This is a genomic window from Curvibacter sp. GW821-FHT01G03 (assembly GCF_059422285.1).
The window spans coordinates 149,431-167,762 of the sequence record NZ_JBWKWP010000006.1; the positions used below are offsets into that span (position 1 = coordinate 149,431).

Here is an 18,332-nt window from a genome sequence, read left to right on the forward strand (position 1 = left end):
CGCATGCATGGGGGTCGATGGCAGATGCCAGTGCCTTGAGGGCGGAGGTGAACCGGCCCCGCTCAGAACACGTGCGTGAACACCCAGTACAGCGAACCCGACAGCAGCATGGCCGCAGGCAGGGTGAGGACCCAGGCCATGGCCAGGTTGCGCAGGGTGGCCATCTGCAGGCCCGAGCGGCTGGCGGCCATGGTGCCGGCCACGCCGGAGGAGAGCACATGGGTGGTGGAGACGGGCAGGCCGTACAGGTCGGCCGCGCCGATGGTGAGCATGGCCACCACTTCGGCCGAGGCGCCCTGGGCGTAGGTGAGGTGGGTTTTGCCGATCTTCTCGCCCACGGTGACCACGATGCGCTTCCAGCCCACCATGGTGCCCAGGCCCAGCGCGATGGCCACGGCCACCTTCACCCACAGCGGGATGAACTTGGTGGCCTGGTCGATTTCCTTCTTGAACACGCCCACGCTGGCGCGGGTGTCGTCGTCCAGGCGGGCGCCGGGGTCTTTCTCGACAAAGCGCAGCGCCTCGGACAGCAGGTACATGTCGTTGCGCACGTTGGAGACCTGCTCCATCGGCACCTTGGCCAGCGAGCCGTGCGACTTGACCTGCTCACCCACCGAGGCCGTCAGCGCGCCGATGGCGGGCAGGGTGTCGGTGCCGAGGGCCTTGGTGCGCACGTAGGTGGACAGGGCTTCGCGGGCCTGGGCGACAGGCATCGCCGGCCGGCCCTTGAGCAGCGACTCTTGCGTGACGTGGGACACGGCCACGAACTGGGTCACGTTGTCGATGGGCATGGCGCGGTTCAGGGCGTAGGCCATGGGCACGGTGCCCACCAGGATCAGCATGATCAGGCCCATGCCTTTTTGGCCGTCGTTGGAGCCGTGGGCAAACGACACGCCGGTGCAGGTCAGCACCAGCAGGGCGCGGATCCAGAACGGGGGCGGCTTGTGGCCCTTGGGTTCGTCGTACAGGGCGCGGTTCTTGACGAAGGCGCGCAGGGCCAGCAGCAGCAGGGCGGCGCAGCCAAAGCCCACCAGGGGTGACAGCAGCAGCGAGTAGCCCACCTTGGTGGCCTGGGCCCAGTCCACACCGCTGGTGCCGTCGCGGCCATGCATCAGGGCATTGGCCACGCCCACGCCGATGATCGAGCCGATCAGGGTGTGCGAGGACGAGGCCGGCAGGCCCAGCCACCAGGTGCCCAGGTTCCAGAGGATGGCCGCGATCAGCAGGGCGAAGACCATGGCAAAGCCGGCGCTGGAGCCGACTTGCAGGATCAGCTCGACCGGCAGCAGCGAGATGATGCCGAAGGCCACCGCGCCGCTGGAGGTCAGCACGCCCAGGAAGTTGAACAGGCCCGACCAGACCACCGCAAAATTGGGTGGCAGCGAATGGGTGTAGATGACCGTGGCCACGGCATTGGCCGTGTCATGAAAGCCGTTCACAAACTCGAAGCCCAGCGCGATCAGCAAGGCCACGCCCAGCAGCAGGTAAGGCAGCACGGTGGGCGCCATGGCGCCGGCTTCGCTCACGTCGGCAAACAGGCTGTAGGCGGTGAAGAACAGGCCCGCAGCCAGCAGGCCGACAAACACGATCAGGGTGACGGGCCCGGGCTTGGCATGCAGGTGGGGCTTGGTCGGGCCCGTGTGGGCCGGCTCGGCGGGATGGGCCGTGGCGGTGGCTGTGTTCATGGGTGACGACTCCGTCAAATAATTCGGCAGTGTGGTGGGGCTCGGTGACCAGGCTGTGACTGGCTGTTACAGAGCCACCCTGCAGCCGGTGAGGTTGGCGCCCTCATCGGTGCGTCGCTGGCCTGCCAGCGAGGTAACGCAGCGTTGCCAATTCAAGACGGGTGAGCCTTGCGGTGCGGGCGTAAGCTTGGGGACGCGGCTTTGACGGCCCGCAGTCCACCTCCAAGATTTGCATTCGGTGCCCCAGCAGCGGCTGCCTGGATGAAGCCCTTTTTGCGCCCCCACACCATGACCGACGGTTTACCTCACCCCCAAAGAATGCTGGCCTTTGCGGCCATTGCGCTGGCCATGTGCATCTCGGTGCTGGACGGGGCCATCGTCAATGTGGCGTTGCCCGCCATCGGCGCCGACCTGAAGGTGTCGGCGGCGCAGTCGATCTGGGTGGTGAACGCTTACCAGCTGGCCATCACGGTATCGCTGTTGCCCCTGGCCACGCTGGGCGACATCCTGGGCTACAAGCGGGTTTACATGGCCGGGCTGGCGGTGTTCACCCTGGCCTCGCTGGCCTGTGCTCAGGCACAGAGCCTGGAGGTGCTGACCGCGGCCCGCGTGCTGCAGGGCCTGGGGGCGGCAGGCATCATGAGTGTGAACATCGCGCTGGTGCGCTTCATCTTTCCACGCGACCAACTGGGCGTGGGGGTGGGCTACACCTCGCTGGTGGTGGCGGCCTCGTCGGTGGCGGGGCCGGGTATTGCGTCAGCGATCCTGGCGCTGGCCCATTGGCAGTGGCTGTTTCTGGTGAACCTGCCGCTCGGGCTGCTGGCCTTGGTGGTGGCCGCGCGCACCCTGCCGCTCACGCCGGCATCGGGGCATCGCTTCGATGTGTTGAGCGCGGTGCTGAATGCCCTGACGTTCGGGCTGGTGATCTCGGGGCTGGACGCGTTCAGCCGGCCTGGCGGCGCGGCCCATGGCGTGGCCCTGCTGGTGGCCGGGCTGAGCGTGGGCGTGGTGTTTGTGGCGCGCGAACGCCGCCTGGCCGTGCCCATGCTGCCGGTGGATCTGCTGCGCATGCCGGTGTTTGCCTGGTCGCTGGTGACCTCGATCTGCTCTTTCTCGGCCCAGTCCATGGCGATGGTGGCCCTGCCCTTCTACTTTGAGCAGACCTTGGGCCGTTCCCCAGTGCAGACCGGGCTTTTGATGACCCCCTGGCCCTTGATGACGGCCCTGGTGGCGCCGGTGGCCGGCAGGTTATCGGACCGTTTGCGCCCCGAGAAGATCAGCAGTGTGGGGCTGGTGCTGTTTGCGGCGGGCCTGGGTTCGCTGTCGCTGTTGAGCGACACGGCCTCGGCCTGGGACATCGCCTGGCGCATGGGCTTGTGCGGGCTGGGCTTTGGGCTGTTCCAGTCGCCCAACAACCGGGTGATCGTGAGCAGTGCCCCGCGTGAGCGCAGCGGCGGGGCCGCCGGCCTGCAATCGATGGGGCGCCTGCTGGGCCAGTCGGCCGGCGCCGTGGGGGTGGCGCTGGCCTTCGGCCTGCTGTCGCAGCAGCACCCGACCCCCCTGATTTGTGCCGGCGCCGCCTTGCTGAGCCTGCTGGCGGCCGTCGCCAGCGGGCTGCGTGATCCGCGCGCGGCCATGAAGCCTTGACGATGAAGCCTGGATGATCCTGCCGCTGCTGGACCCTGGCCCTCTGGCGCGACTTTGAGGGGCGTCAAGGAAAGCGTCATGGGGGCCCTGGGGCGAGGTTCGGCCTTCTACAATCTGCGGCGCACGGCTTGTGGCCCGGGTGGCCCCGGCTGGAGGCCGCGACATCACCGCCCGGTCTGAGAACACTCCAAACCGGCCACCCACTCCCGGTGATCGACACCCGCAACGGAACAAGTGCAAGGCGAACCCCAAGGTGAAACGCAACGGGAACATGCATGTCTGGCTGCTCACGGCCCTGGTGTTCTGCGCCACGCTGGTGGTGGGGGGCTTGCTGCGAGCGCAGGTCGAGAAGAACCAGCTGCTGGAGGCCCGATCGGTGGCCCGAAGCCTGGCCCACGCCTCGGCCCATGCCATCGAAGAGCGCCTGGGTCGCTCGCTTTCGGCCACCTATGCCCTGGCGGCGGTGGTGGCCCAGGGCAATGGGCGGGTCAATGATTTTGATGCCCTGAGCCGGCAACTGATGCTCAACCTTGGCGGCATCAGCAATCTGCAGCTGGCCCCGGACGGCGTGGTGGCCGCCATTTCGCCCTTGGCGGGCAATGAAAAAGCACTGGGTCACAATTTGCTGGCAGACAGTGCCCGCAACAAGGAGGCCCGCATGGCCCTGGCCACGCGCAGCCTGACCTTGGCCGGCCCGTTCGACCTGGTGCAGGGGGGCATGGCCGTGGTGGGGCGTCTGCCGGTGTACCTGCCGGGCAAGGGTGGGGAGGCCAGCTTCTGGGGTTTCACCACGGCGTTGCTTCTGATTCCGGACCTGTTGCAGAGCAGCCAACTGAACCGGCTGGGTGAGCAGGGGTACCGATACCAGCTGTGGCGCACGCACCCCGACACCCTTCAGCGTCAGGTCATTGCCGGCTTGCCGGGGCACGTGCTGGAGGCGCCGGTCGATACCCCCCTCGAAGTCCCCAATGGCCACTGGACGCTGTCGGTGGAACCGATTCAGGGCTGGATCAACCCGGCGGACAGCGCATGGGGTCTGCTGGCCTGTGTTTTCATGGCTGGTTTGCTGGCGTTTCTCACCCATACCCTGCTGATGCAGCCCGTGCGCCTGCGCCGCGAGGTGGCTCTGCGCACGCAGGAACTGGAGCAGGCCAATGGGCAACTGGCTGGCGAGATCGAAGAGCGGCGAAAGGCCGAAGAGCACCTGCGCCTGGCTGCCAATGTGTTCACCTTTGCGCGTGAGGCGATCTCGATCACCGATGCCCGGGGCACCATCATTGACGTCAACGCGGCCTTCTCGCGCATCACGGGCTACGAGCGTGCCGAGGTGCTGGGCCAGAACCCCCGCATCCTGCAGTCGGGGCGCCAGGGCCCGGCCTACTATGCGGCCATGTGGCAAAGCCTGACGGCCAGCGGCTACTGGTCGGGGGAGATCTGGAACCGGCGCAAGAACGGCGAGGTGTTTGCCGAACTGCTGACCATCAGCGCCGTCAAGAACGCCGAGGGGGTGACCCAGAACTATGTGGCCCTGTTCACCGACATCACGCCGATGAAGGAGCAGCAAAAGCAGCTTGAACACATCGCCCACTACGACGCCCTCACCGATTTGCCCAACCGCACGCTGCTGGCCGACCGGCTGCAGCAGGCCATGGCCCAGACCCAGCGCCGCAGCCAGTCGCTGGCGGTAGCCTATCTGGATCTGGACGGCTTCAAGACCGTGAACGACACCCACGGCCACGCCGTGGGCGACGAGCTGCTGGTGGCGCTGGCGGCACGCCTGCTGGCCACCTTGCGCGAGGGCGATACCCTGTCGCGCATCGGGGGTGATGAGTTCGTGGCGATCCTGGTGGATCTGGAATCGGTGTCGGCCCATGAGACGGTGCTGGTACGCCTGCTGGAGGCCGCCTCCACTCCCGTGAAGATCAAGGGCCTGAGCCTGCAGGTGTCGGTCAGCATCGGCCTCACGCTGTACCCGCAAGACAACGTGAGCGCTGACCAGTTGATGCGCCATGCCGACCAGGCCATGTACATCGCCAAGCAAGGCGGCAAGAACCGCTACCACCTGTTCGATGTGATCCAGGATTCGGCCGTCAAGACGCACCGCGAGCAACTGGCGCAGATCCGTGCGGCCTTGCACAAGGGCGAGTTTGTGCTGCATTACCAACCCAAGGTGGATTTGCAGCTGGGCCGGCTGGTGGGGGTGGAGGCCCTGATCCGTTGGCAATCCCCCCAGGCCGGGCTGCAATTGCCCGGCAGCTTTCTGCCCGCGATCGAGAACGACGTCACCGCCATCGACCTGGGCGAGTGGGTGATTGCCCAGGCCCTGCACCAGCTGAGCGAGTGGCATGCCAGCGGCCTGCTGATCAGCGTGAGCGTGAACATCGGGGCACGCCAGCTGCAGCAGGCCAATTTCAAGCACCGGCTGGCGCGCTTGATGCAATTGCACCTGAAGGTCGACCCGGCCTATGTGGAGCTTGAGATCCTGGAGACCAGCGCGCTGGAGGACATCGAACAGGCCTCGCAGGCCATCCGCGACTGCCGGGCTCTGGGCGTGCGCTTTGCGCTGGATGATTTCGGCACCGGCTACTCATCGCTCACCTACCTCAAGCACCTGCCGGTGGAGGTCCTGAAGATCGACCGCAGCTTTGTCAGCGACATGCTGGACGACCCCGACGACCTGAGCATCGTGCGAGGCGTGGTGAGCCTGGCCGAAGCCTTCGGCCGCGAGGTGATTGCCGAGGGCGTCGAGTCGGTGGCCCATGGGCAGGCCCTGCGCCAACTGGGCTGCCGAATGGCCCAGGGCTTTGGCATCGCCCGCCCCATGCCGGCGGCCGAGCTGCAGGCTTGGCAGATGCGCTGGGACGCGGATCCCGGCTGGATGGCCTTGCGGCAGGCGTGGCCATCCAGCCACACCAGCCAGCCTGCTCCGCTTTGAGCCCCCGCGGCCGTGGCCGTGGCCGTTGTCAGCGCACCTGCACGCCGTTCCAGAATGCGACCCGGCCCCTGACCGCTTCAGCTTCGGGCTTGGGATCCGGGTAGTACCAGATGGCGTTGGCGTTGAGTTCACCATTCACCAGCAGCGAGTAGTAATGCGCCTGGCCTTTCCAGGCGCAGGTGCTGCGGTGGTTGCTGAAGGTGACGTAGCTGCGATTGAGCGCGCTTTCTGGGAAGTAGTGGTTGCCCTCGACGAGCACCGTGTCGTCGCTGTCTGCGATGACGACACCGTTCCAGGTGGCTTGCATGATGTGTTTCCTTTCAGGGAGCGGTCAGCCAATGCAGGCTGAAGAGTTGTTCGGGATCGGTCCAGACGGTGCCAGGCTGCCAGCCCGCCTGGGCCGCCAGATGACGCAGGCCGTCAATGGTGAATTTGTACGAATTTTCAGTGTGCAAGGTCTGCCCTTGCTCGAAGCGGTAGCGTTGCTGCTGCAATTCAACGGTTTGTTGGCACCGGCTCACCAGGTGCATCTCGATGCGTTGCAGCGGCGAGTTGTAGAAAGCGCTGTGATCGAATTGTTCCAGATCGAAGTTGCAGCCCAGCTCCCGGTTGGCCCGCAGCAACAGATTTTTGTTGAAGGCGGCCGTGACGCCCTGGCGATCGTTGTAGGCCGCATGCAGGCGATCAGGGTGTTTGATGAGGTCGACGCCGATCAGCAAGGCACCACCGCGCAGCAAATCGGCCGCCTGGCGGAAGAACTGTTGCGCTTCATCCGGGGTGAAATTGCCCAGTGTCGAGCCTGGGAAAAAGCCCACGCGGCGGCGCGGCCCGGGGTCGGGCAGGCGCAGTTCGGTGGTGTAGTCGGCCACCACCGGGCAGATGGCTATGCCTGGGTACCGACGGGCCAGCCTGGCGGTGGACACCGCCAGGTGCTCCCCCGAAATATCGACGGGGCAGTAGCGCAGGTCCCGCAGGCCTGTGCGCATGTGGTCGAGCAAGGCCTGTACTTTGATGCAAGAGCCGGCACCAAATTCAATCAGTTCGACGGAGTGACCGATGTGCGCGGCCATTTCGTGCCCGCAGCGCTGCAGGATCTGGTGCTCCGTGCGGGTGGGGTAGTACTCTGGCAGGTCGCAAATGGTGTCGAACAGCGCCGAGCCGGCCGCATCGTAAAAGTACTTGGGCGAAATCTGCCGCGGCGTGCCACGCAGCGCGGCGTGCAGGTCGGCGGCGAAGGCCATGGCCTCGGGTGAGGGCGTCGGGGCCGGCGCTGGCGGTGAGAACAAGCTCATGATGCAGTCCCCTCTGAGGCACTCTGCAGGTCGCGCGCCAGCCTCAGGCCACTGAATTGCCAGCGTGCGGCCGGCGGAAAGAAATTGCGGTACGTGTGCCGGGCATGGTCGGGTGGCGTGGCCTGACTGCTGCCGCGCAGCACCAGTTGACCCACCATGAATTTGCCGTTGTACTCGCCCACCGCACCGCTCAGGGGCTTGAAGCCGGGATAGGGGTGGTAGGCCGATCGGGTCCACTGCCAGACCTGACCCTGCAAGTCTTGGCAGGCCGCCGATGTGCTGGCGGCCTCCCATTCGAATTCGGTAGGCAGCCGGGCCCCGGCCCACTCGGCATAGGCCGCCGCCTCATAGAAGCTCACATGGCTGACCGGGGCGTTCGGGTCCAAGGCCTGCACGCCGTGCAAACCAAAAACCTGCCAGTGGGGAGCGGGGGCTCTGGCATCGCCGGGCGCCAGCCAGTAAGGCGGCTGCGTCCAGCCCTGGGCCTGAACAGTGGCCCAGCCATCCGACAGCCACAGGCCCGGACGCTGGTAGCCGCCATCCTCGATGAAGGCCAGAAAATCGCCGCAACTCACCAAGCGGGTCGCGATCTCGAAGCCCTGCAACCAAACCTGGTGGCGCGGGCCTTCGTTGTCAAAATGAAAGCCCTGTTCACCGGCCCCGATGGCGACCATCCCCTCCTCCAGCCGCTGCCAGGCGGGCCCAGCCGCGATGGCCCTGTCAGCGCGGGCTGGGGCCTCTTGAAACCATCGCGGCAGCAGGGGGTTGCACGAGAATGCGTGCAGCAGGTCGGTCAGCATCAGTTCTTGGTGCTGCTGCTCGTGGTGCAGGCCCAGCTCGATCAGAGGCCAAGCCTGTTGCCAGGTGCTGGGCTCGCAGCCCTGCATGAACGCCAGCATGGCCCGATCAACATGTTGGCGGTAGGCCAGCACCTCGGCCAGGTCGGGCCGAGTCAGCAAGCCGCGTTGCGGCCTGGGGTGGCGCGGCCCCAGCGCTTCGTAGTAGCTGTTGAACAGGCGCAGAAAGCGCTCGTCATAGGGCCTGCTGCCGGGCTCGTTGGGCAGCAGCACCACGGCTTCAAAAAACCAGCTCACGTGCCCAAGATGCCATTTGACAGGGCTGGCATCCGGCATCGACTGGACGCACAGGTCCTCGGCACCCAGGTCTTTGCACAAGGCCAGGCTGCGCTGCCGCACGGCCTGGTAGCGTTCAATGGAATTTTGTCGCGCAGACCAATAGGCGTCTTCGCCGGGCTGATCCACGGCGGTGGGCGAGAAAGGCGGCATGCATGGGCTCCTGGTGGGCGTCACAGCCGGCGTCGTGCGACGCCGTCGGGCCGACTCTTGTCTCGCGTGAGTCGTGCCCGACCTGCAATTTATTACAGCACAGTGCCAGTGAGGTGACAAACGCTGCAGGGCCTTGTCTCCGGTCTGTGTTGGCGAATCGGGCTTCTGTATCGCACCCATCCGCTTGGATCTGTATCTTTTCAGGTGCTGGGGCTGTCCCTATCCTTGGGGGCATACCCAACCTTGAGCGTTTTGCCTCGACACAGGACCTGCCCATGCCAGAAATTGCCAGTTTGTTTGCCTTCGGCCTGATCTCGTTGGGCATGGCGCTCACACCCGGGCCGAACATGGTCTACATCATTTCGCGCTCCATCTGCCAGGGGCGGGGCGCCGGCCTGATCTCCCTGGGCGGGGTCGCTCTCGGCTTTGTGTTCTACATGGTGTTCGCTGCATTCGGGATCACGGCCTTGCTGATGGCGGTGCCTTATGCCTATGACGCCTTGAGGATGGGCGGTGCTGTCTATCTTTTCTACCTCGCCTGGCAGGCCATCCGGCCCGGCGGGCGCTCACCCTTCGAGATACGCCAGTTGCCCAAGGACAGCCCGCGAAAGCTGTTCACCATGGGGTTCCTCACCAACTTGCTCAACCCCAAGATCGCGATGATCTACCTGTCCATGCTGCCGCAGTTCATCCAGCCCGAACATGGCAGCCCGCTGCTGCAATCCCTGGTGCTGGGCTTCACTCAGATCGTGGTGAGCCTCAGCGTCAATGCCATGGTGGCCCTGTTGGCGGGCTCGATGGCCGTCTTTCTCGCCACCCGGCCCCGTTGGCAAAGGGTTCAACGTTGGTTGATGGGCACCGTGTTGGCGGGATTGGCCACCCGCTTGGTGCTGGAGCGGCGCTAGGCTCGCGTGCGCGCGAACACCGTCCCAAACAAAAAAATGGCCCGGTGATTCCGGGCCATTTCACTTTTTGGGGCGCAAGCGTTTCAGGGACTGGCCTTGGCTTGCATTGGGTGCGTGAGCAGACGTCTCAAACGTCAATATTCCCCGCCCGCAGCGCGTTGGTCTCGATGAAGTCGCGGCGCGGCTCCACCTCGTCGCCCATGAGCATGGTGAAGACGCGATCGGCCTCGATGGCGTCGTCGATCTGCACGCGCAGCAGGCGGCGCACGTTGGGGTCCATGGTGGTTTCCCAGAGCTGCTCGGGGTTCATCTCGCCCAGGCCCTTGTAGCGCTGGCGGCTGGTGGTGCGTTCGGCTTCGGCGATGAGCCACTTCATGGCCTGGCGGAAGTCGCTGACCTTTTCTTCCTTCTGGCGTTCGCCTTCGCCACGGGTGGCCTTGGCGCCTTCGGAGAGCAGGCCCTTGAAGGTTTCGGCGGCTTCGGCCAGGGCGGCGTAGTCGGCGCCGCGCACAAAGTCTTGCGTGAGCACGCTGCTCTTGATGTTGCCGTGGTGGCGGCGGCTGATGCGCAGCACTGGCTTGTCGGTGCGGGCGTCGAACTCGCCGGCCACTTCGGCGGGCACGCCGGTGGTGGTCAGTTCGCGCAGCTTGGCTTGCAGGGTCACGGCGCTGGCTTCGGCGTCGGCCACGCTGTCGAGGTTCAGGGCCACACCGTCGGCGATGGCGCGCAGGGCCTCGGCGTCCATGAAATTGCTCAGGCGGGCGATCACACTTTCTGCGATCTGGTGCTTGCGGGCCAGTTCGGCCAGGGTGTCGCCGTTGAGGGTTTGCGGGGCTGCGCCACCGGTGCTGATGCTGGCATCCTTGAGGGCGATGCGCAGCAGGAAGCCGTCGAGTGCCGGGCCGTCCTTGAGGTACAGCTCTTCCTTGCCGGCCTTGACTTTGTAGAGCGGCGGCTGGGCGATGTAGATGTGGCCACGCTCGACCAACTCAGGCATCTGGCGGTAGAAGAAGGTGAGCAGCAAGGTGCGGATGTGGGCGCCGTCGACGTCGGCATCGGTCATGATGATGATGCGGTGGTAGCGCAGCTTGGCGACGTTGAAGTCGTCTCCGCCGGTGTTGCCACCGGCCTTGCCGATGCCGGTACCCAGGGCCGTGATGAGCGTGAGGATTTCGTTGCTGGTGAGCAGCTTCTCGTAGCGGGCCTTTTCGACGTTCAGGATCTTGCCGCGCAGGGGCAGGATGGCCTGGAACTTACGGTCGCGGCCTTGCTTGGCCGAGCCGCCGGCGGAGTCGCCCTCGACGATGTAGATTTCGCACATCGCGGGGTCTTTTTCCTGGCAGTCGGCCAGTTTGCCGGGCAGGCCCATGCCGTCGAGCACACCCTTGCGGCGGGTCATTTCGCGGGCCTTGCGGGCGGCTTCACGGGCGCGGGCGGCTTCGATGATCTTGCCGCAGATGATCTTGGCGTCGTTGGGGCGCTCTTGCAGGTAGTCGGTGAGGAGCTTGCTGACGATGTCTTCGACCGGAGCGCGCACTTCGCTGGACACCAGTTTGTCCTTGGTCTGGCTGCTGAACTTGGGCTCAGGCACCTTGACGCTGAGCACGCAGCAAAGGCCTTCACGCATGTCGTCACCGCTGACCTCGACCTTGGCTTTCTTGGCCAATTCCTGCTCTTCGATGTACTTGTTGATGACGCGGGTCATGGCCGCGCGCAGACCGGTGAGGTGGGTGCCACCGTCACGCTGAGGGATGTTGTTGGTGAAGCAGAGCACGCTTTCGTTGTAGCCGCTGTTCCACTGCATGGCCACTTCCACCCCGATGTGGGTGCCGGCAATGCCGCCGTAGGTCTCGGCGGGGCGTTCGCCGTGGGCGTAGAAGATGTTGGGGTGCAGGACCTGCTTGCCCTTGTTGATGAATTCAACAAAGCCACGCACGCCGCCAGCGCCCGAGAAGTCGTCTTCCTTGCCGCTGCGCTCGTCTTTCAGGCGGATGCGCACGCCGTTGTTCAGGAAGCTGAGCTCGCGCAGGCGTTTGGACAGGATTTCGTAGTGGAAATCGTTGTTTTGCTGAAAGATCTCGGTGTCGGGCAGGAAGTGCACCTCGGTGCCGCGCTTCTCGGTGGCGCCGGTGACCTTCATGGGCGAGACCTCGAAGCCGTCGACGGTCTCGAGCAGGCGGTGCTGCACAAAGCCCTTGGCGAATTCGATCTCATGCACCTTGCCTTCGCGGCGCACGGTGAGACGCAGCCACTTGGACAGGGCGTTCACGCAGCTCACGCCCACGCCGTGCAGACCGCCCGACACCTTGTAGCTGTTCTGGTTGAACTTGCCGCCAGCATGCAGCTCGGTCAGGGCGATTTCGGCGGCACTGCGCTTGGGCTCGTGCTTGTCGTCCATCTTGACGCCGGTCGGGATGCCGCGGCCGTTGTCGGTGACGCTGATCGAGTTGTCGCTGTGGATGGTGACGACGATGTCGTCGCAGTGGCCGGCCAGGGCTTCGTCGATTGAGTTGTCGACCACTTCGAACACCAGGTGGTGCAGGCCGGTGCCGTCCGAGGTGTCGCCGATGTACATGCCGGGCCGCTTGCGCACGGCCTCCAGGCCTTCGAGGATCTGGATGGCGCCTTCGCCATAGCCCTCGGACGCCCCTGCCTGGTTGGTGTCGATCTTGGTTTGCGGCAGGTCGCTGAAGGCTTCGTTGGAGCTGGTTTCAGCGTCGGACAGCGGCTTGTTTGGTTCGGTCATGGTGCGTTTTTCTCAATCTCTTGATGGACCAAACCCGCGCAGAACACAGCTGGTTCAGCGCGGGTCGGGTTCAGGGTTGTGGCGTTGTGCGCAAGGCCTTGGTTCTGCTGGAGGGGCCTCAGATGCGCATCGGCATCACCACGTACTTGAAGCTGTCGTTTTCGGGGATGGTGACCAGGGCCGAGCTGTTGGAGTCGGACAGCTCGATCTTCACCATGTCCTGGTCCATGTTGCCCAGGGCATCGATCAGGTAGGTGACGTTGAACCCGATCTCGATGGTGTCGCCGCCGTAGTCGATGTCGAGTTCGTCGACCGCTTCTTCCTGTTCGGCGTTGCTGGAGGCAATGCGCAGGGTGCCAGGCTCGAGGTTCAGGCGCACGCCCTTGAACTTGTCGCTGGTCAGAATGGCGGTGCGCTGCAGGCTGGCCAGCAAGGTGGTGCGGCCCAGGGTCAGGCTGTTGCGGTGGCCCTTGGGGATCACCCGGTTGTAGTCGGGGAACTTGCCCTCGACCAGCTTGGTGACGAACTCCATGCCGTCGAAGCTGAATTTGGCCTGGTTGTTGGCAAACTGCATCTCGATGCCACCTTCGGCATCGGACAGCAGGCGTTGCAGTTCGAGCACGGTCTTGCGCGGCAGGATCACTTCCTGCTTGGGCACTTCCACGTCCAGGGTGGCCGAGGCGAAGGCCAGGCGGTGGCCATCGGTGGCGACCAGGCTCAGGGTCTTGCCCTCGGCAACGAACAAGATGCCATTGAGGTAGTAGCGGATGTCGTGCACGGCCATGGCAAAGGACACCTGACCCAGCAGGCTCTTGAGTGTCTTTTGCGGCACGCTGAACTCGGGGCCGAAGTTGGCGGCCTCTTGCACCAGCGGGAAGTCTTCTGCCGGCAGGGTCTGCAGAGTGAAACGGCTCTTGCCACCCTTGAGAATGAGCTTGTTCTGGCTGGACTCCAGGCTCACGGTCTGATCGCCCGGCATGGTGCGCAGGATGTCGATCAGCTTGCGAGCCCCCACGGTGGTGGTGAAGTTGCCGGCATCACCGTCAAGCTCGGCGGTGGTGCGGATCTGGATTTCCAGATCGCTCGTGGTCAGTTGCAGCGCGCTGCCGGTCTTGCGGATCAGCACGTTGGCGAGGATGGGCAGGGTGTGGCGGCGCTCGACAATGCCTGCAACCGATTGCAGAACCGACAGGACTTTGTCTTGTGTGGCCTTCAGGACGATCATGTCAACCTCTAGTTCAAATTCTTTGTAGCAGCTTCAAGCGACATTCCGGTGCCGGGGCGGTTCGGCACAGCACCGACCCGAGGCCCTCCCTGGAAACACGCCATTTTCACCGTTTTTCGGGGCGTTTTTGAGTCAAGGCCCCGCTTGTTCGGGCTTCTGGGGGCACGCCTTGGCCCGGTGCGCATTTCATCACATCAGCCCTTCAGGGTTTGCTCCAGCACGTGAAGCTGCTGGTTGAGTTCGGTCAGCTGCTGGCGCTCGCCCGAAATCTTGCGCACCGCGTGCAGCACGGTGGTGTGGTCGCGGCCACCGAACAGTTCGCCGATCTCGGGCAGACTCTTCTGGGTCAGTTCTTTGGCCAGGTACATGGCGATCTGGCGCGGGCGGGCGATGCTGGCCGGGCGCTTCTTGCTGTACATGTCGGCCACTTTGATCTTGTAGTAATCGGCGACGGTCTTCTGGATGTTCTCGACACTGATCTGGCGGTTCTGGATTGACAGCAGGTCGCGCAGGGCCTCGCGGGCCAACTGGATCGAGATTTCTTTCTGGTTGAAACGCGAGTAAGCCAGGATCTTGCGCAGTGCGCCTTCGAGTTCACGCACGTTGGAGCGCACGTTCTTGGCCACAAAGAACGCCACTTCTTCGGGCATTTCGGTGCCTTCGGCGCGTGATTTGTTGATCAGGATCGCCACCCGCATTTCGAGCTCAGGGGGCTCGATGGCCACGGTCAGGCCCGAGTCGAAGCGTGAGACGAGGCGCTCGTGGATGTCCGCCAGACCCTTGGGGTAGGTGTCGCTGGTCATCACGATGTGTGATTTCTTGGCCAGCAAGGCTTCGAAGGCGTTGAAGAATTCCTCTTGCGTGCGGTCCTTGTTGGCGAAGAACTGCACGTCATCGATCAACAGCAGATCGAGCGAGTGGTAGCGCTCCTTGAACTCGTCAAAAGCCTTGCGCTGATAGGCTTTAACCACATCCGACACGAATTGTTCGGCATGGATGTAGAGAACTTTCGAGTCTGGCTTGTCGGCCAGCAGGCGGTTGCCCACCGCATGCATCAAGTGGGTCTTGCCCAGGCCCACGCCACCATAGATGAACAGGGGGTTGTAGAGGTGGCCCGGCGTGCCGGCGACGTGCATGGCGGCGGCCCGTGCCATGCGGTTGGCCGTGCCTTCCACCAGGGTGTCGAAAGTCAGGGCCGCGTTGAGTCGGTTCTTGAAGGTGCCGGCGCCCGGGTCTTCGCTGGGAGCGGTCGGCTCAGGGGCTTGCTGAGGCTCGGAGGCCATCGATGCAGTGGGCGCAGAATAAGCTCTGGCCGCGGGTTCTCGCTGAGTGAGCGCTAACTCGATGGGGACGGCTTGGCCATACAGGCGCTCCAGCATCTGGGCGATGCGGCTGGCGTATTGGGCGCGGATCCAGTCGAGCTTGAAGCGGTTGGCAACGTAGATGGTGATCTTGGACAGGTCGTCCGGAGCCTGGGCCACCAGGGGCTTGATCCAGGTGTTGAATTGCTGTTCAGGCAGTTCTTGGGCGAGTTGCTCGATACATGCCTGCCAGAGGCTGTGTCCTGCGTTCGGGGATGCGCTCTCGGTGGCGCTGTTCAGGTTTCCCTCGGTCATTCTTGGTCTGTTTTCTGTGGATAGTCAATTGCGGACAGCGGGCTGGATTCTAGTTTGTCAAATGGTTATCCACAACCTGAAGCGCTGAAGCCCCTGCCCTCGGATCACGGCATGGCGGCAACTGGCAAAGACCTTCAAAATGTGCTTGTACTTGTCGCGGTCATGAAATGTTGCGATAATCATGGGTTTCCCCGAATGCGGTAGCTGCTACGGTAGTTGCTTCAGTCGGGCGATTAGAACAAGGCCCCTGGTTTGGGCGCGGTTTGCAGCAAGGTTGTCAGGCGCAGGTTTGACGGCGTTGCACGAGCAGTGCATGAACGAATGGCCAGAACTGAACCTCTAGGAATTCATCATGAAACGCACTTACCAACCTTCCAAAATCCGTCGCGCCCGCACCCATGGCTTCCTGGTCCGCATGAAGACCCGTGGTGGTCGTGCCGTGATCAACGCACGCCGCGCCAAGGGCCGCAAGCGTCTGGCTGTCTAAGCCAGGCATTGCCTGGTGAACTCCGGGCTGCTCTCGTGCAACGGCTGAAAACCCGTCCGCAGTTCCAGGCCGCGATGGCGGGTGGTACGGTGTCTCGCACACCGCACTTTGCTTTGCACCGCCTGGTGCTCTCCGCCGACGCTGCGGCGTCGACGGTTCGGCCTCAAGAAGGGCCTGATGTTTCGCCAGTGCGAAATGATCAGGCTCTTTTTGTCGTTCCTGGCTCCGTTTCAGGGCAGCCCTGGCTTGGCGCCATGGTGCCCAAGCGCTGGGCCAAGCGGGCCGTGACCCGCAACACCATCAAGCGCCAGATTTACGCGCTGGGGGCGGAATTCGAGCCTCGCCTGATGGTTGCCGCCCATGTGGTGCGTTTGCGCTCCAGCTTTGACCGCAAGCAATTTGTCAGCGCCACTTCCGATGTACTGCGCCAAGCCGTGCGTGCCGAGCTGAATCAGCTGTTTCGGCGCGCGTGTGTATCGCCGTCTCGCGCGGCGCCTTTGGCCCCTGCTCCAGCGGCGGTTGAGCCAGGAGTTGCATGATGATGAAGCGTGTGCTGATCGGTCTGGTTCGCGCGTATCGCCTGCTGTTGAGCCCTTGGCTGGGCTCTGCCTGCCGCTTCGAGCCGACCTGTTCTGTCTATTCATTGCAGGCCCTTGAGCAGCACGATGCTGCGGCCGGCAGTTACCTGACCCTGCGGCGTCTGGTACGCTGCCACCCCTGGTGTGCCGGTGGAGCCGATCCGGTCCCCGCCGAGCGTCCCCGGCTGTTCAGGCTGGGGGGCGTCTCTGCTTGTGCCCCCATTTCCCAACATTCTTCGCAAAAGAAGTCTTCATGAACGACATTCGCCGCACCATCTTGTGGGTGATCTTCGGGTTCTCCATGGTCCTGTTGTGGGACAAATGGCAAGTCCACAACGGAAACAAGGCCATGTTCTTCCCGAGCAGCGCCCCCGCGGCCACGGCTGCGGCAGAAGGCGCGGCCAAGCCCGCGGTGGCTGGCAGTGCGGCTGTGCCCACCAGCGTCAGCAATGCAACGGCTCAGTTGCCGGCTGCTGGCACGGTGGCTGCACCGGCGCCCCGTCAGTCGGTCGAGGTCACCACGGACGTCTTCAAGCTGACCTTTGACAGCGAGGGTGGTTCGTTGGTCAAGGCCGAGCTGTTGAAGTATTCGGACGTTGAGCACAAGGACCGGTCTGTGGTCTTGCTGGACGACAGCAAGGACCGCGTCTACGTGGCCCAGACGGGCCTGATCGGTGGCGGTTTCCCCACCCACAAGACCCCGATGAACGTCGTGCCCGGCCCGCGCACCCTCAAGGACGGCGAGAGCGAGTTGACCGTGCGCTTCGAGTCGCCTGACCTGGGCGGCGTGAAGCTGATCAAGACCTACACCCTGCGCCGTGGCGCCTACGATCTGGCTGTGAAGCACGAAGTGCAGAACACCGGCAGCGCCGCTGTGACCCCGCAGATCTACTTCCAGCTGGTGCGCGATGGCAACAAGCCGCCAGGCGAATCCTCGTTCTATTCCACCTTCACCGGCCCGGCTGCATACACCGAAGCCAAGAAGTACCAGAAGGTCGAGTTCAAGGACATCGAAAACGGCAAGGCCGACATCCAGAAAGAGTCGGCCAATGGTTACGTCGCCATGGTGCAGCATTACTTTGCCAGCGCCTGGCTGCTGGCGGATGGTGTGCAGCGCGACCTGTTCATGCGCAAGGTGGACACCAACCTGTATTCGGTGGGCATGATCACCACCCTGCCCAGCATCGCGCCAGGCGCCAGCCAGTCGCTGGACGCCCGCTTCTATGCCGGCCCTGAGGAAGAAAAGAAACTCGAAGCGCTGAGCCCGGGCCTGGAACTGGTCAAGGACTACGGCTGGCTGACCATCCTGGCCAAGCCGCTGTACTGGCTGCTCGACAAGATCCATGGCCTGCTGGGCAACTGGGGCTGGTCGATCGTGGGTCTGGTGGTGCTGCTGAAGGCGGCGTTCTTCTGGCTCAACGCCAAGGCCTATTCGAGCATGGCCAAGATGAAGGCGATCAACCCCAAGATCACCGAGATGCGTGAGCGCCTGAAAGACAAGCCTCAGCAGATGCAGCAGGAGATGATGCGCATCTACCGCGAGGAAAAGGTCAACCCCATGGGGGGCTGCTTCCCCATCATGATCCAGATCCCGGTGTTCATTGCGCTGTACTGGGTGCTGCTGTCCAGTGTCGAGATGCGCAATGCGCCCTGGATTCTGTGGATCACTGACCTGTCGGCCAAAGACCCGCTGTACATCCTGCCCGTCATCATGACCGGCACTTCGCTGCTGCAGACCTGGCTCAATCCCACCCCGCCGGATCCGATGCAAGCCAAGATGATGTGGATCATGCCCCTGGTCTTCAGCGTGATGTTCTTTGCCTTCCCGGCCGGTCTGGTGATGTACTGGATCACCAACAACATCCTGTCCATCGCCCAGCAATGGGTGATCAACAAGCGGCTCGGCGTGAACTGAGCCCAGCCCTGAACT

General features: G+C 64.0%; 14 protein-coding genes. 7 read left to right on the forward strand and 7 right to left on the reverse strand.

The window, feature by feature from the left end:
- Positions 1-62: 62 nt before the first annotated feature.
- Positions 63-1,685 (reverse strand): inorganic phosphate transporter, encoded by a 1,623-nt coding sequence (locus AC07VS_RS10090; RefSeq protein WP_492348595.1) that lies wholly within the window; start codon positions 1,683-1,685, stop codon positions 63-65.
- A 261-nt stretch (positions 1,686-1,946) separates the two neighbouring features.
- Here AC07VS_RS10090 and AC07VS_RS10095 point away from each other — a divergent pair, with 261 nt between their 5' ends.
- Together AC07VS_RS10095 and AC07VS_RS10100 are read left to right on the forward strand one after the other, a co-directional pair.
- The gene (locus AC07VS_RS10095) at positions 1,947-3,332 is read left to right on the forward strand and encodes an MFS transporter (RefSeq protein WP_492348594.1); all 1,386 of its coding nucleotides are present in this window, start codon (positions 1,947-1,949) and stop codon (positions 3,330-3,332) included.
- 271 nt (positions 3,333-3,603) lie between these two features.
- Positions 3,604-6,267 carry a bifunctional diguanylate cyclase/phosphodiesterase gene (locus tag AC07VS_RS10100; protein ID WP_494750884.1) on the forward strand — a complete coding sequence of 888 codons (2,664 nt, stop codon included), beginning with the start codon at positions 3,604-3,606 and terminating at the stop codon, positions 6,265-6,267.
- A 28-nt stretch (positions 6,268-6,295) separates the two neighbouring features.
- Here the strand turns inward: AC07VS_RS10100 and AC07VS_RS10105 are convergent, their stop codons facing one another.
- The 3 genes from AC07VS_RS10105 to egtB are packed head-to-tail and all read right to left on the reverse strand — an operon-like array spanning position 6,296 to position 8,845.
- Positions 6,296-6,574: a DUF427 domain-containing protein gene (locus tag AC07VS_RS10105; RefSeq protein WP_492348592.1), complete on the reverse strand. Its 279-nt coding sequence runs from the start codon at positions 6,572-6,574 to the stop codon at positions 6,296-6,298.
- 13 nt (positions 6,575-6,587) lie between these two features.
- Positions 6,588-7,559 carry an L-histidine N(alpha)-methyltransferase gene (gene egtD, locus AC07VS_RS10110; protein WP_494750885.1) on the reverse strand — a complete coding sequence of 324 codons (972 nt, stop codon included), beginning with the start codon at positions 7,557-7,559 and terminating at the stop codon, positions 6,588-6,590.
- Positions 7,556-8,845, reverse strand: coding sequence for an ergothioneine biosynthesis protein EgtB (gene egtB / locus AC07VS_RS10115; protein ID WP_492348590.1), 1,290 nt, complete (start codon positions 8,843-8,845; stop codon positions 7,556-7,558). Before egtB ends, egtD begins: the two co-directional genes overlap by 4 nt.
- 275 nt (positions 8,846-9,120) lie before the next feature.
- Between egtB and AC07VS_RS10120 the strand changes: the two genes are divergently transcribed.
- Positions 9,121-9,750, forward strand: a complete 630-nt coding sequence (locus tag AC07VS_RS10120) for a LysE family translocator (RefSeq protein WP_492348589.1) — start codon at positions 9,121-9,123, stop codon at positions 9,748-9,750.
- A 127-nt stretch (positions 9,751-9,877) separates the two neighbouring features.
- Here AC07VS_RS10120 and gyrB read toward each other — a convergent pair whose 3' ends face one another.
- The 3 genes from gyrB to dnaA all read right to left on the reverse strand — a co-directional run bounded on the left by gyrB (position 9,878) and on the right by dnaA (position 15,337).
- On the reverse strand, positions 9,878-12,496 hold the full coding sequence (gene gyrB / locus AC07VS_RS10125) for a DNA topoisomerase (ATP-hydrolyzing) subunit B (protein WP_492348588.1): 2,619 nt from the start codon (positions 12,494-12,496) through the stop codon (positions 9,878-9,880).
- Between the two features lie 118 nt (positions 12,497-12,614).
- Positions 12,615-13,721, reverse strand: coding sequence for a DNA polymerase III subunit beta (gene dnaN / locus AC07VS_RS10130; RefSeq protein ID WP_492348587.1), 1,107 nt, complete (start codon positions 13,719-13,721; stop codon positions 12,615-12,617).
- 194 nt (positions 13,722-13,915) lie between these two features.
- Complete coding sequence (dnaA, locus tag AC07VS_RS10135) at positions 13,916-15,337, reverse strand: chromosomal replication initiator protein DnaA (RefSeq protein ID WP_492348586.1); 1,422 nt, start codon at positions 15,335-15,337, stop codon at positions 13,916-13,918.
- A 352-nt stretch (positions 15,338-15,689) separates the two neighbouring features.
- Here dnaA and rpmH point away from each other — a divergent pair, with 352 nt between their 5' ends.
- Genes rpmH through yidC form a run of 4 tightly spaced genes read left to right on the forward strand, consistent with a single transcriptional unit; the run spans position 15,690 to position 18,317 of the window.
- On the forward strand, positions 15,690-15,824 hold the full coding sequence (gene rpmH, locus AC07VS_RS10140; RefSeq protein ID WP_006299042.1) for a 50S ribosomal protein L34: 135 nt from the start codon (positions 15,690-15,692) through the stop codon (positions 15,822-15,824).
- 35 nt (positions 15,825-15,859) lie between these two features.
- Complete coding sequence (locus tag AC07VS_RS10145; RefSeq protein ID WP_494750886.1) at positions 15,860-16,363, forward strand: ribonuclease P protein component; 504 nt, start codon at positions 15,860-15,862, stop codon at positions 16,361-16,363.
- Positions 16,363-16,659: a membrane protein insertion efficiency factor YidD gene (yidD, locus tag AC07VS_RS10150; protein ID WP_494750960.1), complete on the forward strand. Its 297-nt coding sequence runs from the start codon at positions 16,363-16,365 to the stop codon at positions 16,657-16,659. Before AC07VS_RS10145 ends, yidD begins: the two co-directional genes overlap by 1 nt.
- Positions 16,656-18,317: a membrane protein insertase YidC gene (yidC, locus tag AC07VS_RS10155; protein WP_494750887.1), complete on the forward strand. Its 1,662-nt coding sequence runs from the start codon at positions 16,656-16,658 to the stop codon at positions 18,315-18,317. The genes yidD and yidC overlap by 4 nt, the downstream gene beginning before the upstream one ends.
- The last annotated feature ends 15 nt before the right edge of the window (positions 18,318-18,332 follow it).